Raw genomic sequence first — 17,171 nt, forward strand, 5'->3', positions numbered from 1 at the left:
AAGATCCGCTATGGGAAATATGCTTACAAAACAGACAATAAAAAAGCGGCATCATGCTGAGCCGCTTCATTAAAGAAACCCCGGCAACCCGGACTTTCCTTTTAACGCTTCTTTATGACATTAAATAGACAAGCGTTTTTTAAATTTTATCCATGACAGGATTTAAAAACGCTTTCCGCGCTCAATAATCACACCGACATTGGCCGCCTGAGCAACGGCACCCGGCTTGCTGAGCTTAATCCGAACCCACGGGGAATGAAACCGGCTCAGCAGCAATGTCGCAACTTCTTCCGCTACGCGCTCAACCAGCGCGAAATTTTGTGAAGAAACATGCTCGATCACTGCGTCACTGACATCAGCATAGCTTAAACAATCATTCACATCGTCACTGGCGGCGGACTTTTGGTTATCCCAGGCCATTTCGATATCGAAGACCAGTTTCTGTTTAATGGTCTGTTCCCATTCGTAAGCGCCAATAGTAGTGATTACATTTAGTTGCTCAATAAATACGATATCCATCACGCGATTCTCTGTTTTTGGCCCAGCCGGATACCACTTCCAGCAGAAAATGCGTATTATCCATGGATGTTGCGATTAAAACGACCCTTATTAGACGGAACGGCTTTATGAGTGCTACCGCGCTTGGAATGATTATTTTCGCCTACCTTTGCGGCTCGATTTCCAGTGCGATTCTGGTCTGCCGGGTAGCCCGCTTACCTGATCCGCGTACGGCGGGCTCAGGCAATCCTGGCGCCACCAACGTTTTACGCCTTGGCGGCCGTCTGGCTGCAGCGGCTGTTCTGATTTTCGATGTCCTCAAAGGCATGCTGCCGGTCTGGCTGGCATATCGCCTGAACATTCCGCCGATGTATCTTGGCCTGACGGCGATTGCGGCGTGTCTCGGCCACATCTACCCGGTATTCTTCCGTTTTAAAGGCGGCAAAGGTGTTGCCACAGCGTTCGGTGCCATTGCCCCGATCGGCTGGGACTTAACCGGCCTGATGACCGGTACATGGCTGCTGACCGTGCTGCTGAGCGGTTATTCCTCACTGGGCGCCATTGTCAGCGCACTGATAGCCCCCTTTTACGTCTGGTGGTTCAAACCCGAGTTTACCTTTCCGGTTGCGATGCTTTCGTGTCTGATCCTGTTGCGTCATCACGACAATATCCAGCGTCTGTGGCGGGGCCAGGAAGGAAAAATCTGGGATAAGCTGAAGAAGAAACGTAAAGCCACAAAAGAAGATAAAGCCGGATAGCGGATAACGTCAGACTTCAGACATAAAAAAACGACCTCAGCAGGTCGTTTTTTATTGGTTTTTTCAGCGCAGCAAGCCTGACTGAGCGGGAGCGAGACAAGGCGCCAGGAGAGCTGAAAGCGCAGCATACTTGAGTATGTGAGCATTTCGGGTCGGCGCAGCAACGCAGTCGCAGCCCCGCTCAGACTGGCGAAGGCCTGACTCAGACTGGCGGAAGCTCAGCGAGAGGCCAGCGCGGGCGAACGGTCACACCGAGATCGGGCGTTGCACCGCTTTTCAACCGCACCATACCCGCATACGCGATCATCGCACCGTTATCAGTACAGAACTCAGGACGTGCATAAAACACCTGGCCGCCACGCTTCGCCATTACGTCAGCCAGTTTGGTGCGTAATGTGCGGTTCGCGCTGACACCACCGGCCATCACCAGCTGTTTAAAACCCGTCTGATCGAGTGCGCGTTTACATTTAATCGCCAGCGTATCGACCACCGCATCTTCAAAAGCGCGGGCGATATCGGCATGCGTCTGAGGGTCACTGTCATTGCCACGAATGGTATTCGCTGCGAAAGTTTTGAGGCCGGAGAAACTGAAATCCAGCCCCGGCCGATCTGTCATCGGGCGCGGGAAGGTAAAACGTCCTGCAACACCCTGAGAAGCCATTTTCGACAGCAACGGGCCACCCGGGTAATCAAGGCCGAGTAATTTAGCCGTTTTATCAAAGGCTTCACCGGCAGCATCATCAATGGATTCGCCGAGCAAGGTATATTCGCCGATCCCGGTAACGCTGATTAACTGCGTATGGCCACCGGAAACCAGCAGCGCCACAAACGGGAAATCCGGCGGATTATCTTCCAGCATCGGTGCCAGAAGATGGCCTTCCATGTGATGCACCGGCACCGCAGGTACATCCCAGGCAAAGGCCAGGGAACGCCCGATGGTGGCCCCGACCAGCAACGCCCCGACCAGGCCAGGGCCGGCGGTGTAAGCCACCCCGTCGATATCCTGAGCGGTCAGCCCGGCTTCTTTCAGCGCGGCCTGAATCAAGGGTACTGTTTTACGTACATGGTCACGCGATGCCAGTTCAGGCACCACGCCGCCGTAATCTGCATGCAGTTTTACCTGACTATACAGTTGGTTGGCTAACAAACCGGCTTCGCTGTCATAAACTGCAATTCCGGTTTCATCGCAGGACGTTTCAATACCCAGTACTCGCATCACTCTTTCCATCATGTTTTCGCGCTAACTCGCGGCGCGCAGTTTAGCACACAAGCTTCTGCCGGTGCTGCACCGGAGTGGGAATTCCTCGCTTCACAGGCCAATTAATGTCGAGCAATTTCGACTGATTGGTATATAATCGCCGCCCGACGCAAAAGCGAGCGCACAATGTTGCAGAAGGGTTGCAGAAAGCGCCTGTTTCAATTTGCCGTTATGCTTTACAAGACGACGCGAATTGGAGTAAAATTCCGCACCATTTTGAAATGTGCTGGTACAACATCAGCAAACAAACCGATTTTATCGAGGTGAGAGGCACATGCCTGTAATTAAAGTACGTGAAAACGAGCCGTTCGACGTAGCTCTGCGTCGCTTCAAGCGTTCCTGCGAAAAAGCAGGTGTTCTGGCAGAAGTTCGTCGTCGTGAGTTCTATGAAAAACCGACTACCGAACGTAAACGCGCTAAAGCATCTGCAGTAAAACGCCACGCCAAGAAACTGGCTCGCGAAAACGCACGCCGCACTCGTCTGTATTAATCTTCGGGGGCAACCCCAAATCGCGTGATTTGCAATATTAAGAACGCGCAGACTGCGTAGTAGCATACGAAGGCCGTGCTTTCCGAAAGGAATGCGCGGCTTGTTCTCGTTTATAGGCTAGTGAGTAAGGGGCTTATGGCTGGGAGAATTCCGCGCGTATTTATCAATGACTTGCTGGCTCGCATCGATATCGTCGATCTGATCGACGCCCGGGTAAAGCTCAAGAAACAAGGTAAAAACTATCACGCGTGCTGCCCTTTCCACCATGAGAAAACACCCTCATTTACCGTAAATGGCGATAAGCAGTTTTATCACTGTTTCGGCTGTGGTGCCCACGGCAACGCCGTCGATTTCCTGATGAACTATGACAGGCTTGAGTTTGTCGAAAGCATTGAGGAACTGGCGACAATGCAGGGTTTGGAAGTGCCGTACGAAGCAGGCACCGGTCCGAGCCAGATGGAGCGTCATCAGCGTCAAAGCCTCTACCAGTTGATGGCACCGCTTAGCGAGTTCTATCAGCAGTCACTTAAACAGCCTGCAGGAGCTCCCGCACGGGAATACCTGGCCCGGCGCGGTTTAAGTGAAGACGTCATCAGCCATTTCGCCATTGGTTTCGCCCCACCGGGTTGGGACAACGCATTAAAGCGTTTCGGTAAAAATGCCGATGATAAAGCGTCTCTGATTGATGCCGGTATGTTGGTCACTAATGACAATGGCCGCAGTTATGATCGTTTCCGCGAACGGGTGATGTTCCCTATCCGCGATAAACGTGGCCGCGTGATTGCCTTTGGTGGCAGGGTTCTCGGTGACGGTACGCCGAAATATCTGAACTCACCGGAAACCGAAATTTTCCATAAAGGCCGTCAGTTGTATGGCCTGTATGAAGCGCAGTTAAAGCATCCTACGCCGCCGCGTTTACTGGTGGTTGAAGGGTATATGGATGTCGTCGCGCTGGCGCAGTTCGGCATTGATTACGCCGTTGCCTCATTGGGCACATCCACAACCGCTGATCATATTCAGCTGATGTTCCGCAGCACAGATAATGTGGTTTGCTGTTACGACGGTGACCGCGCGGGACGTGAAGCCGCATGGCGCGCTCTGGAAACGGCATTACCGTATCTCAATGATGGTCGCCAGCTGCGTTTTATGTTTTTACCCGACGGCGAAGATCCGGACACGCTGGTGCGTAAAGAAGGTAAAGAAGCGTTCGAACAACGAATGGAACAGGCTATGCCGCTTTCCACTTTCCTGTTTGATTCGCTGTTGCCGCAGGTAGATTTGAGCAGCCCTGACGGGCGCACCAAATTGAGCATGCTGGCATTGCCGCTGATACGCCAGGTTCCCGGTGAAACGTTACGGATGTATTTGCGCCAACAGTTAGGGAATAAGCTCGGTATTTTGGATGACAGCCAGCTGGAAAAGCTGATGCCTAAACAGGCAGAAAGTAGCAATGTCTATCAGGCGCCCCAGCTAAAACGCACAACCATGCGTATACTTATAGGGTTACTGGTACAAAATCCACAACTGGCTACACTTATACCCTCACTGCAAGGTTTGGAGCAAGCGAAGCAACCAGGACTGGATCTGTTCAGCGAGTTAGTGACCACTTGCTTAGCCCAACCGGGGCTGACAACCGGCCAGTTACTGGAACTTTATCGCGACAATAAGTTCTACCAACAGCTTGAAACTCTGGCGACATGGAACCACATGATCGTAGAGGACATGGTCGAAGAGGAATTTCGTGCCACGCTAGCCAGCCTGTATGACTCGATTTTGGAGCAGCGGCTTGAAACATTGATTGCAAAAGCCAGGACGCACGGCCTGAGTCCCGAGGAACGGACCGAAGTCAGTTCCCTGAATCAGGTATTAGCGAGAAAAAGTTAAGCTTTTATAACAAAAACATATAATTACCCCAAGTAATTCGCGTTACTGAAAGGCAGCAAACGAAGAGTCCCGATGAGTTTATACCGCGGGCGATAAGAGCAGCCAACGCATCTGCAACGCGAAGTACGACGGGTAAAACCGAAAAAACGGCTTAAGTGCCGATAAAAAGCGGGGCACGGCCCTGCGCAGAGCCGCCCTGGTGGGCCGCGGCACAATAAACGCCCCTAACGTTATTGTTGGCGATGTTATCCGACCGACACCAACCCAAATACTCTGAAGTGTGGATACCGTCTTATGGAGCAAAACCCGCAGTCACAGCTTAAGCTACTTGTCACCCGTGGTAAGGAGCAAGGCTATCTGACCTATGCTGAGGTCAATGACCATCTGCCGGAAGATATCGTCGATTCCGACCAGATCGAAGACATCATCCAGATGATTAACGACATGGGCATCCAGGTACTTGAAGAAGCACCGGACGCCGATGATTTAATGCTGGCCGAAAACCGTCCTGATACCGACGAAGACGCTGCAGAAGCGGCGGCGCAGGTACTTTCCAGCGTTGAATCAGAAATTGGCCGTACCACCGACCCTGTGCGTATGTACATGCGCGAAATGGGTACCGTTGAATTGCTGACCCGTGAAGGCGAAATCGACATCGCCAAACGTATCGAAGACGGTATCAATCAGGTTCAGTGCTCCGTTGCCGAATATCCTGAAGCTATCACTTATTTGTTAGAGCAATATGACCGTGTGGAAGCAGGCGAAGTTCGTCTGTCTGATCTGATTACCGGTTTTGTTGACCCGAACGCTGAAGAAGAAATCGCGCCAACGGCAACTCATGTGGGTTCTGAACTGACCACTGAAGAGCAGGATGACGACGACGAAGACGAAGATGAAGACGACGACGCTGAAGACGACAACAGCATCGATCCGGAACTGGCTCGCCAGAAGTTCACCGAACTGCGTGAACAGCATGAAGCAACGCGTCTGGTCATCAAGAAAAACGGCCGTAGCCACAAGAGCGCAGCAGAAGAAATCCTGAAGCTGTCCGATGTGTTCAAACAGTTCCGTTTAGTGCCAAAACAGTTCGACTTCCTGGTCAACAGCATGCGTTCCATGATGGATCGCGTCCGCATGCAGGAACGTCTGATCATGAAAGTGTGCGTTGAGCAGTGCAAAATGCCGAAGAAAAACTTCGTCAATTTGTTCGCCGGTAACGAAACCAGTGATACCTGGTTTGATGCAGCTCTGGCAATGGGTAAACCCTGGTCTGAAAAGCTGAAAGAAGTCACCGAAGACGTGCAGCGCGGTCTGATGAAACTGCGTCAGATCGAAGAAGAGACTGGCCTGACTATCGAACAGGTTAAAGATATCAACCGTCGCATGTCGATCGGCGAAGCGAAAGCCCGTCGCGCGAAAAAAGAGATGGTTGAAGCAAACTTACGTCTGGTTATTTCTATCGCGAAGAAATACACCAACCGTGGTCTGCAATTCCTTGACCTGATCCAGGAAGGTAACATCGGCCTGATGAAAGCCGTTGATAAGTTTGAATATCGCCGTGGTTATAAGTTCTCAACTTATGCGACCTGGTGGATCCGTCAGGCTATCACCCGCTCCATCGCCGACCAGGCGCGTACCATCCGTATCCCGGTACATATGATTGAGACCATCAACAAGCTCAACCGTATTTCCCGTCAGATGCTGCAAGAGATGGGCCGTGAACCAACGCCGGAAGAGCTGGCTGAACGTATGCTGATGCCGGAAGATAAGATCCGCAAAGTGCTGAAAATTGCGAAAGAGCCAATCTCCATGGAAACGCCAATCGGCGACGATGAAGATTCGCATCTGGGCGATTTCATCGAGGATACTACCCTCGAGCTGCCACTGGATTCTGCAACGTCTGAAAGCCTGCGTTCTGCAACACATGACGTTCTGGCTGGCCTGACCGCACGTGAAGCGAAAGTTCTGCGTATGCGTTTCGGTATCGATATGAACACTGACCACACGCTGGAAGAAGTGGGCAAACAGTTCGACGTTACCCGTGAACGTATCCGTCAGATCGAAGCGAAAGCGTTGCGTAAACTGCGCCACCCAAGCCGCTCCGAAGTGCTGCGCAGCTTCCTGGACGATTAATCGTTCTCAGGCTGTCAGCCAATAAAAAGCCCCGCCTTTCCCTGGAAACGGCGGGGCTTTTTCATTTGCATCTTACTGAAGTCATCATTACTTCCATTTTCTGCTAACTGAGTTCCGGATCCACTTCAATCCATTTTGAGTCGTCAGGTAAGGGAATCATCCCCTGACTCACACCGGTAATACCCAATACTTTTGATGTCTGATGATCTGCATGAAAATCCAGATAAAACGTTTCGGCGAAGCTAAGCAGATCCTCCGTATTATCTGCAGATTCGCAGGCATCAATATAGACATTCCCTTTATAAGTTTGTGTGAGTAGTTTTGCCGGAATATCTTCTTTCATCGCCACCTGCATTGCTGCCCGGCGAATAGCGATAAACACACCCCAGTTGGATGGCGTATCCAGATATCCAGAAGAATCAATTTTTTTATAAATTCTGTTATATTTATTTTGCGGAATATTAATCCCGTAGATCTGATGAAACTTCTCCGCCTCTTTGGGCATATATATTTTTCTCCCTCCGTGGAGATGAATAAAATGAAATAATCCGGAAAATCCCCCGTGTTCAGCAAACTCCGACGCTATCCAGGGCATCACCGACATAATGCTGACACGGTTCTTTTCACAAAAGTTGATTAGTCTTGCTTCTCTTTCCGAATGCCGGAGCGGTAGTCCTGAAAATAATTCGAACCATTCCTCCAGATTCTCCTGTCTTTCTTCTGTTTCAACATTAGCCATATCTCCTGCTCCTGAAGAATCACATTGCCCGACTGCTTTGCTGCTCACCCCGAATGAGGCGATGGAATAAGTTTTAGTTCAGTTGAGCGTATTCACACGGGGGAAGCATTCCTCTTACATTAAATATCCAAATGTATTCATGAGGAACCGGGAGAGAATAAAGCTGCTTTAATAGTGAAATGGTTCGTAAAAATAGCCAAAAACAAGATTATTTTTAAAAAATACCGACATATTGATATTTTATATCAGAGGGGATAAGAGGGAGAGGCCATAGCGTTATGCTGTGGTTTGTATTGATAAGAATAGTTCACGGTATGCCGATACCAGCTCATCCAGCGTCGCCCGGTTCAGACCGCTTGGGTTAGGCAACACCCAGACTTCTGTGTCACCGATTTTCAGCGTCTGACGCCCCCAGTTAACTTTGCTGATACCAAATGCTTTGCTGAATGCCTGTTTACCTAAAACAGCCAGCGCACGCGGCTGATAGTGCTCAATTTTCGCCGTCAGCGCTGCGCCCCCTTCCCGCAATTCATCGCGAACCAACTCCGTTGCTTCAACGGTCGGACGTTCCACCAGCATCGTGATCCCGCACCTGGTATCCAGCAAATGCTGTTCTTCTTCAGGCTTCAGTAAACGCCTGGTAAAACCAGCCTGATAGATAACTTTCCAGAAACGGTTATTGGAATTAGCGAAATGGAAACCATGATGAGCAGTGGACAGGCCGGGATTGATGCCGCAAAACACAACAGAAAGATCCGTGGCAATAATATCTGTAATCATTATTATCCCTTAAGATGTATTTACCTGAGTTATAGGTAAAAAAAGCTGTGAACACAACAGACTAAAACTGTGCACAAAACGCGCATACAGACCGAACACATATAGACCTGTAAGCAGAGTTTACCGTATAATCCTGCACCTCGGCCCTTTAGCTCAGTTGGTTAGAGCACGCGACTCATAATCGCTTGGTCGCTGGTTCAAGTCCAGCAAGGGCCACCAAATTTTATCTTTAAAATCATATAATTAAGCCACCTATCAGAAGATGGCTTTTTCTTTTCTCAATATCATTGCCTCAAAATTGCCTCACCAGAAAAAATCTGCCTCGTGGTTTTGACCCTGAATTGTTGATATCCACCTCCAACCTGCGCACCTCAATTTGTTCTCCATAAAAAAACCGCATTCGCGAGCTTCTGTTGAAATGTGTTTTCAGTGCATCTGGAAGGACTGCTGCTGATGTTTATCTGGATGCAGTTGAACGGCGTGAACTGTTCCCGGCTCCACAATGATGTCAGCGAGCGACTCATGGATTTTGAACGTGCAGCTGCAATTAATATTCTGACATTGATGATAACGCTCTTTAGTGTTCGCGCTCAGGTAACGGCTTGAACGGGCGTGGGTGGCGTTTGGCATCTCGGGCAGCGCATCATTTCAATCACCATGTAATCATTTTTAATCATATGAAATCATTGTATATTATCCCGCAAAACATACATCTGACATTCCAGTGATTTACACATTCAATTTATTAGACTCAAAGAGTAAAAATATAAGGGGATTCCTACCCAAGCGACAATGTCAGTCCTCCGCCTTTAAATTTCCGTTGTACAGACAAGCTAAAGAAACTGTAAGTTCAGTCCAGCAAAAATTTGCCACCTGGGCTGACCAGGCCCATGATCAGCTACTGAGCCCTGTGGTTCGATAAAAAAGTTGTAGACGGTTTTTTCCTGCTTGATGACCTGCCCAATCCCCAGCCCCATAGGCACGCTATAACTGTCGTTCTGGAAGTTATAAGCCCATATAGGTGCCGCACGAAGATAAGTACCGCCCCCTAACTGATAGAAGAGAAATGGCTGAAATGTTCCGAGATGAATATCGCTGCGATCATCTTTTCCGGCAAAACTATGCTGCCAGGAAGCCAGGTACCCGTATTGAAACTTCGGCGAACTGGCGTCAAACAGCACGTTAACCAGACCCGCAGACCACTTTTCCGTACCCAGTGAATCATCGCTCGCAGTGGGCGCTGTAATTTGTGGGCCAAAGCCAAAGCTGACAGCAGGGTTACCCGTGTCGATCAACCATGAAGCGAAAAGGTTAAGGTCACCGGTGCCGGTTTTGTGGCCGCCATCAGGAGGGGATGGGTAAGTATTGATGGGCAAAGAACCACGCAGCAGCCAATTACTTTCTCCAAGAGAAAACGGCTGTGCATAACGAAACCAGAACTGGTTAGCATCTTTATCCGTGCCGCTGACGTCACCAATATAATAGTTCTGCATGTTGAATGCAGTCATATTGGCTAAGGGGTTATTCGCCTGCGCAGCATCCGCCCCATGCTCTTCGGCAGCAAGGGCATAACCCGAAGTGAGGCTTAAAAGTGAGGGTATTAATATCCTACGCATAAGACCACCTGAAATTAGCTCCCCTGCGGTGAAGACACCACAGGGGAGCTTGGTTTATGGTGTGACGATATTGAACCAGAATTCAAACTTATCCATATAGCCCAGCATTTCATCCAGTTTTGCACCGTTGCCGGTCACTTTCACGTCGCCTTTATCTTCAGCTTGTTTCAGTGTTTCTTCTTTCAGGATGATTTTATTGAGGGTATCGCGGTTCAGGACAATAGTTGCATCAGCATCTTTTGCCTCTGCGTCAGCAGTATGATTCAGGACACCGTTTTCCAGCTCCAGTTTGTACTTGCCGCCGTCACTGCCCAAATCAACGTTAAACACGGCTTTTGCATTCGCTGCTTTCTCGCCATTAATGTGAACACCGAGGTAATCAAAGAACATTTCCGGTGACATGGCTTTTACCGTATCCGGGCTTGCTGTATTCGGCGTTGGCAGTTTCTGTACGCCATTACGCAATTCCTGCGCGCCGGTAAGATAGAAGTTACGCCATGGCCCTGACTCAGCCTGATAGCCCAATTGTTCCAGTGCGTCAGCTTCGAGATTACGGGCAGCCTCATTCTTCGGATCAGCAAAGACCACTTTACTCACGACCTGAGCAACCCAGCGGTAATTCCCCTGATCGTAATCCTCTTTGGCCTTTTTCAGGATGTTATCCGCACCGCCCATGTAATCGACAAATTTCTTCGCCGCTTCTTCTGGTGGCAGTTCATCCAGTGTTGCAGGGTTGCCGTCAAACCAGCCGAGATAAAGCACGTAGGTAGCTTTAACGTCATGACTCACAGAACCGTAATAGCCACGGCTCGCCCATGTTTTAGCCAGACCGTCAGGAAGTTTAAAGTTCGCCGCAATTTCATCACGCGTCAGGCCGGTGTTCGCCAGGCGTAGTGTCTGATCGTTGATGTAACGGTACATGTCTCGCTGACTTTTCATCAGATTAACGACGTTATCTTTACCCCACGTCGGCCAGTGGTGCTGAGCCATGATGATTTCTGCTTTATCACCCCAGCGATTAATGGCGTCGTTGATATATTTTGACCATGCCAGCGGATCGCGGATTTTGGCACCACGAAGCGAGTAGGTGTTATGCAAGGTATGCGTGATATCTTCTGCTGCTTCGATGAGTTTTTTCTCCTCGATATACCACAGCATTTCCGAAGGGGCTTCAGAACCAGGAGCCATCATGAAATCGTAGGTCAGGCCATCAATCGTTTCTTTCTGACCCGTTTTAGTAACGTAGTTGGTTGGTGCGATTAGTGTAACTGTTCCCGCCGATGTGGTGGTTCCCAGCCCCGCACCTACCTGCCCTTTTGCATCTGGTTTCAGCAGGTTACCGTACATATAACTCGCACGGCGACTCATGACATTACCGGCCATGATATTCTCGGATACGGCTTCATCCATAAATCCGGCAGGGGCATAAATTTTTACTTTACCGGATTTCACATCCGCTTCGTCAACCACACCACGCACGCCGCCATAGTGGTCAACGTGGCTGTGTGTATAGATCACTGCGACAACAGGTTTTTGCCCGCGATTCTTATAATACAAATCCATGCCCACTTTGGCGGGTTCTGCCGACACTAACGGGTCAACCACCGTAATACCTTCTTTACCCTCGATAATGGTCATGTTGGACAAATCGAGATTACGTATCTGATAAACGCCATCCGTGACTTCAAACAGACCGCTGATATTGATTAACTGTGACTGCCGCCAGAGGCTTGGATTGACACTATCAGGCGCCTTATCCCCTTCTTTGATGAATGCATATTTCTGCGGATCCCAGACGACATTCCCCTGTGCGCCTTTGATCACATCCGTCGGCAAAGCAGCAATAAACCCTTTATGTGCGTTGGTAAAATCGGTGTTATCGGAGAAAGGAAGCTGATTATAAAGTGCGTCATTAGTTTGTTTGGTGGCCGCCGTCGCATCTTTTGGGGCTTCTTGTGCAAAGAGTGGTGTGAGTGTGGTTGATGAAAGTAAGCCTGCCAGAGCAAGGCTTTTGACTATCAATTTAAGTTTCATTCCTTATCCTCAAAAAGTAATCATCCCCATATGGGGCTTGTTCAATAATCCGCACTCGATATACCTCACGCGGGATATAACGATTGCGGACTAAATTTTCATGACTCGTTTTAAGAATAATCGCGAACTTACATTTAGCAATTTTTTGACATAAAAAACATACAACTATTTAGATATAAAAACTTTTCTAACCGAAATAGAAGTAAGTATCATTTAAAATTTCAGATAAATAAGAGTTACATTCTTTTTACTAATCATTGCTTTCCGCAGCCTCATAACTCACATCTGACAGCAATACCTCCAGATTCAACGTCGTCACAAAGCCACTGCCGCCCAGGCTGTGCGTCACCTTGCTGATTATCTAGTGCTGCGCGTCGATCACGGATTTAAAGCCGGACAGCCCCGCCGCCAGCGTGGTGTCTGCATCCACCGTGACCGCGTAGGTCACGCCGTTAATGCGCTTGGTCTGAATGACCGTACCCGCCGCCACGGTGCCCGCATGGCGGGCATCTTCTTTGTAAAAATGAATGGCACCCTTTGCCGCCGTCGCCGGTTTGGCCGTGAGGTTTACGCCCCAGGCCAACATCCGCAGCATTGCGCCGCTGGCCGCCGCCAGATACATATTGGCCAGCACCGTGTTAACGAGAATGTCTTTGATCCACAGCACCGGTGGCCAGGCTGGGAGCACTGCTACAGCGTCCAATTCTGACAACCTGCGAGTTATTGACTGGACAGACACAGCCGCCGTGAGGGCGATTGTGGCGCGTATAAGGGAAGAAACACCGAAGGTGAGTAAGTTACAGCGAAGTTTTGACCCAACGAAAGCCCGGGATGTTGCTCCATCGGCGAGATTGACGACAGAAGAACGGGCACGTTTGCCTGAAATTGAGCGAGAATTGATGAAAAGCAAAATCACTGCTGCGCGCTGGGAGTAGGAGGTATTAAGCAGCGGGGCTACCTTGAAAATAGGTGATACAGAATTACATTTCGGAATGGTTGAGGATTGGCCGGAGTTTAGCTAAAAGAAATGCCCTGGTGGGCGTTTTAGTTCATTTACTGAGTATTTCAATCTGAAGCTTTTAACTGCAGCCGGATGTGTAAGTGAAATAAATAAATTACTCCTACAGCAAGCAAGGCTGAAACACTCATCGCTATATTTAGGTATAGGTCTAATATTCCCTCTGCATCGTAGATACCAAAGAACCATGCAAAGTGGTGCATTGCGCCCTCAGTGATGAAGTTGTCAATCACCTGGCTAAAGATGACCGTCAATACGAAGAACGCAATCAGATAGCCTAAGGCCGCAAAAAAAAACTTAACCCACTTCATCCAACCATAATCTTAATAATTCCTCAATAAAGGACACGATTTAAGGCATGTTCTTCTGCCATAGACTACTTATTGGTTTTTGAGGCATCTTCCTGTTTAACCTGTTCCATCCATCCTTCCAGTGACCATAGACAGGTTGCGGATTCAACTCCAGGAACATCTAGCAATGCCAGACGTGTTTCATTATAAATACGCATCACTTCTTCTTTAGACTTATTTAACGGGGAAACACAGGATAGAACGCTTCCTTGCTGATGCTTATATTTGTGCTTATCGAGTATGGCGAGAGTGTTCAATGTCTCTTTAACATTTGGGGCAATAGCATAATAAAGTGCTTCGGAGAGCTGTTCTGCCTGTTGCTGATTGATCACCGGCGCTAAATCCGGTGCTAAAAATATCCAATCATTTTGACCGCTGGCAATATTATCAAGTGCGGTTTTCCAATCATCGGATGATATTTTTTCAGAGAATTCAGTTTCGCCATATTTTCGGATTTCACTGCGTAATTTTTGCGGAGTAACCGCAGCAAAAGCCATCACAGGAAACAATAAAAGTGCAGCAAAAACCCTCATCTGACTACCTCAAGAGATTCAGACGACCCTCGGATTTGGTGACGCACTGATGGCGGCAGGATAATACAGCCCTCAGATGCGAAACCTGATGGCCCGTGCGTTCTTTCACCATGAATTCGAAATAGGCTCCTGCCAAAAGAATCGCCAGATGTTTGGTGAAGTTCTATGGTCATTGGGCCTTTAGACGCAGTCGTGGATCCAATTCGATAAGTCCCACGTGGGAGAGGTCCCATTCCTCTAACATGTTGGCGGTCAGGGTTGTTTTTGTTAGTCAAAACGCCGGAATAACCTTGTCCAACAAGCACACCATCGTGGAACATTTCGCCGGTACTTTGTTTGTATGTCCAAACCATTTTCACATCTCCTTATGCAGTAGCGCGTTCGTTCCAGCTATCAGAATGTTGAATGTTCCCATCCAAATACTTCCACGTGATTTTTTCATATCTCAATTCAACGTATTCGATGTGGTTTATTTTTTCGCCATACGCAGATTGAATATCGTGCATCATTGGTATAATCCCAATAATTTTTACGTTTTCTAAAAGAGTATTAAAATATTCCACTTCCTGCCCAGCATCATTGATACGGTAGTATTTGATTTCAGCGGATTTGAGCGTCTGCCCGGTGCATAAAGCTTTATAGATATAGGGGGTCGATGAATCAATTTCCTTATCGAAAGTAAACGGTGCATGAATTCTGGTGCCCGTTGGCTTACCAGTATTGTTGTCATTGGGGATTGAAACGTCATGCGTAAAACCTACTATCTCAATACTTCCCTCACGTCCCCGGACCTCGACAGAACCTTTAATATCTGCTCCACCGTCATCCTTCAACCATAAATACGCTGGTATAGCCATTGTTAACAACTCCTTATGTTTTGTAGGGAAAACATACACCCAAAAAAACCCTTGAACAATATGGACTTTTACCGCAAGGCAGGGATTGTCTATTTTGCCAGCAAAGCATTCAGGTGGTAGATTATTGCTATGCATAACATTCAGAAATATATGGAAATCATATCAGAAAAAACCTAGAACACTGTATAAATACTCAGTTAAATGAGGTGGGAATGGAAGGCTTACAAACGGCTGCATTGTTGGAGAGGTTCGCGTTAATTGCCAAATTAGCCACATCTACAGATTGCGATCATGATGAACGTGAGATGGTTGCCATTTGGATTGCGGAAATGGCCGTAACCGCAAAAGAGGGGTTACTTGCCATTATCTTTGATGTAAACGGTGCGGGCAAAATCCATTGATTTCGGTGCATAGCTCTTTGAGGGGCTATGCATGCATTACCTGCATGTATTTGCATGATCCAGAAAGGATCAAAAAATGCCTGTTCGCCCTGACCTAGTTTGTATTGTTAAATTGTGCCTATCAACTGGCGCACGCTGGTCAGAAGCAGAAGAACTCAATAGAAGCCAGGTCACAAAATATAAAGTCACTTACACAAAGGCAAAAGGCCGGAAAAATAGAACCATCCCTATAAGTGAAGATCTTTATGACTCTTTGCCAGAAGTGAAAAAAGGGAGATTGTTAAAAAATTGCTACGGCGCTTTCCGTTCCGCTCTGGAGCGTACAAATATTGAGTTGCCCGCAGGTCAGTTAACGCACGTACTGCGTCACACTTTTGCATCTCACTTTATGATGAATGGCGGTAATATTTTAGTTCTGCAAAGGGTGCTTGGACATACAGATATCAAAATGACTATGCGATATTCTCATTTCGCACCGGAACACCTTGAAGAAGCATTAAGGCTTAATCCTTTAACAATTATCTGATTTCACAACGCTCTGTAGCAGGTGCGTATAAATTGAACAGTTGACCTTCCTTAATTATATACCGGAGAGCATTATGGAGAATAAGGGATTACTTCACACAGACGTTATCAGGCAGCACACCGTACCGAGATTTCTGCTTCAGCATTTCGCCATCAATACGGAGAAAAGTAAACGGGGCGGTCAGATATTCGCTTTTAATAAACAAACCCGTCGGGTTATGAAAATGAGCGTGAATGATGCAACTGTTCATAAACGGTTTTACAATCTTCGCGAACAGCCCACGACTGTCAGCCTTGAATCCCTGCTGTGTCTCTATGAAGGCAGAGGTGCGTCGGTGATCCAGAGGCTTATCTCCACGAAGAACATACAGGGACTCTCAGAGGAAGAAAAATTCAATCTGGCCCAGTTTGTCACTGTGCAACACCTCCGTTCACGAGGTGAGTATGAGAACCAGAAGCACATAGCACAGGGGCTTTATAATGCGCTCAAGTCAAGAGGCATAACCAGTGGTGAGTTCGAAGATTATTTCAGCGAAGAGCGCTTTGAGCAAAATACCAAGGGCAATTTTCTGGGTCAAATTGCTAACTGCGATTTTGAGGTGGCAGTGCTTATAGACAAGGAATGGCTGCTGTTTGAAACAACTGCAGATAAACCATTTTATATTTCTGATAATCCCGTTACTCTGTATAACGAAAATGAGTTCAGCGATAGGAGTAATACAGGAATAGCCCTGAAAGGCATCCAGATATATATCCCCTTGTCCTCAACACTGATGCTGGCCATGGTTTGCCCTTCGCTGAATGACGTTCTCAGTGAAGAGCGAAAATTCATCTATAAATGTATTGTAAATAACATTGGCGGCAAAGACTTAAAGATTTTTGAAAGACTCGACTTCCTAAAGTGTTTGCTGGACAAACGACTGGTTAATATTGAGGAGTGGCGGCTGACCCACCTGAATAATTTACAGGTCTGGCGAGCAGAGCAGTTCATATTCAGCCAAAAGGATGATTTTGAGCATATAGGAAAGTTGCTTGATGAATGTCCAGAGCTGACTTGCGGCCCACGCTCTATTGTTTCATAACGCTTACATAACAAAGGATAAAGTGAAGGAGGAGAATATTATGATAGAACTACTCGGCCTCATCGACTGTATTCGCCCAAAGCATCGACACTCACATCTGGGACAGGTAACAACGACCTCGGTCAGCCATGAGCAAAAAACGGAAGTTCGCAATTGTTATCACCGCCGGGTAGGCATTATTAACATTGTCCAGTGTTAATCAACTGGGAGTAGGT

Annotated in this window: 16 protein-coding genes, 1 tRNA gene and 4 pseudogenes; 8 read left to right on the forward strand and 13 right to left on the reverse strand. The window is 48.0% G+C overall.

What is annotated here, in order from left to right; all coding sequences use genetic code 11:
* Window positions 1–162 precede the first annotated feature (162 nt).
* Window positions 163–519, reverse strand: a complete 357-nt coding sequence (folB, locus tag EVX52_RS15230; protein ID WP_129954485.1) for a bifunctional dihydroneopterin aldolase/7,8-dihydroneopterin epimerase — start codon at window positions 517–519, stop codon at window positions 163–165.
* A gap of 107 nt (window positions 520–626) precedes the next feature.
* On the opposite strand from folB, the gene plsY reads away from it, so the two are divergent.
* Window positions 627–1,256 carry a glycerol-3-phosphate 1-O-acyltransferase PlsY gene (gene plsY, locus EVX52_RS15235; RefSeq protein WP_129991612.1) on the forward strand — a complete coding sequence of 210 codons (630 nt, stop codon included), beginning with the start codon at window positions 627–629 and terminating at the stop codon, window positions 1,254–1,256.
* A 202-nt stretch (window positions 1,257–1,458) separates the two neighbouring features.
* Here plsY and tsaD read toward each other — a convergent pair whose 3' ends face one another.
* Window positions 1,459–2,472: a tRNA (adenosine(37)-N6)-threonylcarbamoyltransferase complex transferase subunit TsaD gene (gene tsaD / locus EVX52_RS15240; protein ID WP_129954481.1), complete on the reverse strand. Its 1,014-nt coding sequence runs from the start codon at window positions 2,470–2,472 to the stop codon at window positions 1,459–1,461.
* 316 nt (window positions 2,473–2,788) lie between these two features.
* On the opposite strand from tsaD, the gene rpsU reads away from it, so the two are divergent.
* From rpsU to rpoD, 3 genes are all read left to right on the forward strand, one after another.
* Complete coding sequence (rpsU, locus tag EVX52_RS15245; RefSeq protein WP_001144069.1) at window positions 2,789–3,004, forward strand: 30S ribosomal protein S21; 216 nt, start codon at window positions 2,789–2,791, stop codon at window positions 3,002–3,004.
* A gap of 135 nt (window positions 3,005–3,139) precedes the next feature.
* A complete protein-coding gene (gene dnaG, locus EVX52_RS15250; protein ID WP_129954479.1) occupies window positions 3,140–4,888 on the forward strand; it encodes a DNA primase in 1,749 nt (582 codons plus the stop codon).
* Window positions 4,889–5,182: 294 nt separating this feature from the next.
* Window positions 5,183–7,021 (forward strand): RNA polymerase sigma factor RpoD, encoded by a 1,839-nt coding sequence (gene rpoD / locus EVX52_RS15255; protein ID WP_129954477.1) that lies wholly within the window; start codon window positions 5,183–5,185, stop codon window positions 7,019–7,021.
* A gap of 103 nt (window positions 7,022–7,124) precedes the next feature.
* Here the strand turns inward: rpoD and EVX52_RS25385 are convergent, their stop codons facing one another.
* Entirely contained in the window at window positions 7,125–7,760 is a 636-nt protein-coding gene (locus EVX52_RS25385) for a hypothetical protein (protein ID WP_205952668.1), read from the reverse strand.
* A 276-nt stretch (window positions 7,761–8,036) separates the two neighbouring features.
* Window positions 8,037–8,540 (reverse strand): G/U mismatch-specific DNA glycosylase, encoded by a 504-nt coding sequence (gene mug / locus EVX52_RS15265; protein ID WP_129954475.1) that lies wholly within the window; start codon window positions 8,538–8,540, stop codon window positions 8,037–8,039.
* 142 nt (window positions 8,541–8,682) lie between these two features.
* On the opposite strand from mug, the gene EVX52_RS15270 reads away from it, so the two are divergent.
* Window positions 8,683–8,759 (forward strand) — tRNA-Ile (locus EVX52_RS15270).
* A 207-nt stretch (window positions 8,760–8,966) separates the two neighbouring features.
* Here EVX52_RS15270 and EVX52_RS15275 read toward each other — a convergent pair.
* From EVX52_RS15275 to EVX52_RS15315, 9 genes and pseudogenes are all read right to left on the reverse strand, one after another.
* Window positions 8,967–9,187, reverse strand: a pseudogene (locus tag EVX52_RS15275) (ogr/Delta-like zinc finger family protein).
* A gap of 186 nt (window positions 9,188–9,373) precedes the next feature.
* Window positions 9,374–10,156 (reverse strand): hypothetical protein, encoded by a 783-nt coding sequence (locus tag EVX52_RS15280; protein WP_129954473.1) that lies wholly within the window; start codon window positions 10,154–10,156, stop codon window positions 9,374–9,376.
* Between the two features lie 54 nt (window positions 10,157–10,210).
* Window positions 10,211–12,190, reverse strand: coding sequence for an alkyl/aryl-sulfatase (locus tag EVX52_RS15285; RefSeq protein ID WP_129991613.1), 1,980 nt, complete (start codon window positions 12,188–12,190; stop codon window positions 10,211–10,213).
* A 250-nt stretch (window positions 12,191–12,440) separates the two neighbouring features.
* Window positions 12,441–12,590 (reverse strand): annotated as a pseudogene (locus EVX52_RS25310) (phage late control D family protein); the annotation flags it as partial.
* Window positions 12,591–12,662: 72 nt separating this feature from the next.
* A pseudogene (locus tag EVX52_RS25590) lies at window positions 12,663–12,812 on the reverse strand (hypothetical protein); the annotation flags it as partial.
* Between the two features lie 443 nt (window positions 12,813–13,255).
* Window positions 13,256–13,519 (reverse strand): hypothetical protein, encoded by a 264-nt coding sequence (locus EVX52_RS15300; protein ID WP_129954469.1) that lies wholly within the window; start codon window positions 13,517–13,519, stop codon window positions 13,256–13,258.
* 65 nt (window positions 13,520–13,584) lie between these two features.
* A complete protein-coding gene (locus EVX52_RS15305) occupies window positions 13,585–14,091 on the reverse strand; it encodes a hypothetical protein (protein ID WP_129954467.1) in 507 nt (168 codons plus the stop codon).
* Complete coding sequence (locus tag EVX52_RS15310; protein WP_129991656.1) at window positions 14,088–14,444, reverse strand: tlde1 domain-containing protein; 357 nt, start codon at window positions 14,442–14,444, stop codon at window positions 14,088–14,090. The genes EVX52_RS15305 and EVX52_RS15310 overlap by 4 nt, the downstream gene beginning before the upstream one ends.
* Window positions 14,445–14,456: 12 nt before the next feature.
* Entirely contained in the window at window positions 14,457–14,948 is a 492-nt protein-coding gene (locus EVX52_RS15315; protein ID WP_129954463.1) for an Hcp family type VI secretion system effector, read from the reverse strand.
* Window positions 14,949–15,160: 212 nt separating this feature from the next.
* On the opposite strand from EVX52_RS15315, the gene EVX52_RS15320 reads away from it, so the two are divergent.
* The 3 genes and pseudogenes from EVX52_RS15320 to EVX52_RS15330 all read left to right on the forward strand — a co-directional run bounded on the left by EVX52_RS15320 (window position 15,161) and on the right by EVX52_RS15330 (window position 16,956).
* Window positions 15,161–15,349, forward strand: a complete 189-nt coding sequence (locus EVX52_RS15320) for a hypothetical protein (protein WP_129954461.1) — start codon at window positions 15,161–15,163, stop codon at window positions 15,347–15,349.
* 88 nt (window positions 15,350–15,437) lie between these two features.
* Window positions 15,438–15,875, forward strand: a pseudogene (locus EVX52_RS15325) (tyrosine-type recombinase/integrase); the annotation flags it as partial.
* A gap of 73 nt (window positions 15,876–15,948) precedes the next feature.
* Window positions 15,949–16,956 (forward strand): DUF4238 domain-containing protein, encoded by a 1,008-nt coding sequence (locus EVX52_RS15330; RefSeq protein ID WP_129991614.1) that lies wholly within the window; start codon window positions 15,949–15,951, stop codon window positions 16,954–16,956.
* The last annotated feature ends 215 nt before the right edge of the window (window positions 16,957–17,171 follow it).

This window comes from Rahnella sp. CFA14(1/10), from assembly GCF_004195095.1.
Taxonomy (GTDB): domain Bacteria; phylum Pseudomonadota; class Gammaproteobacteria; order Enterobacterales; family Enterobacteriaceae; genus Rahnella; species Rahnella perminowiae.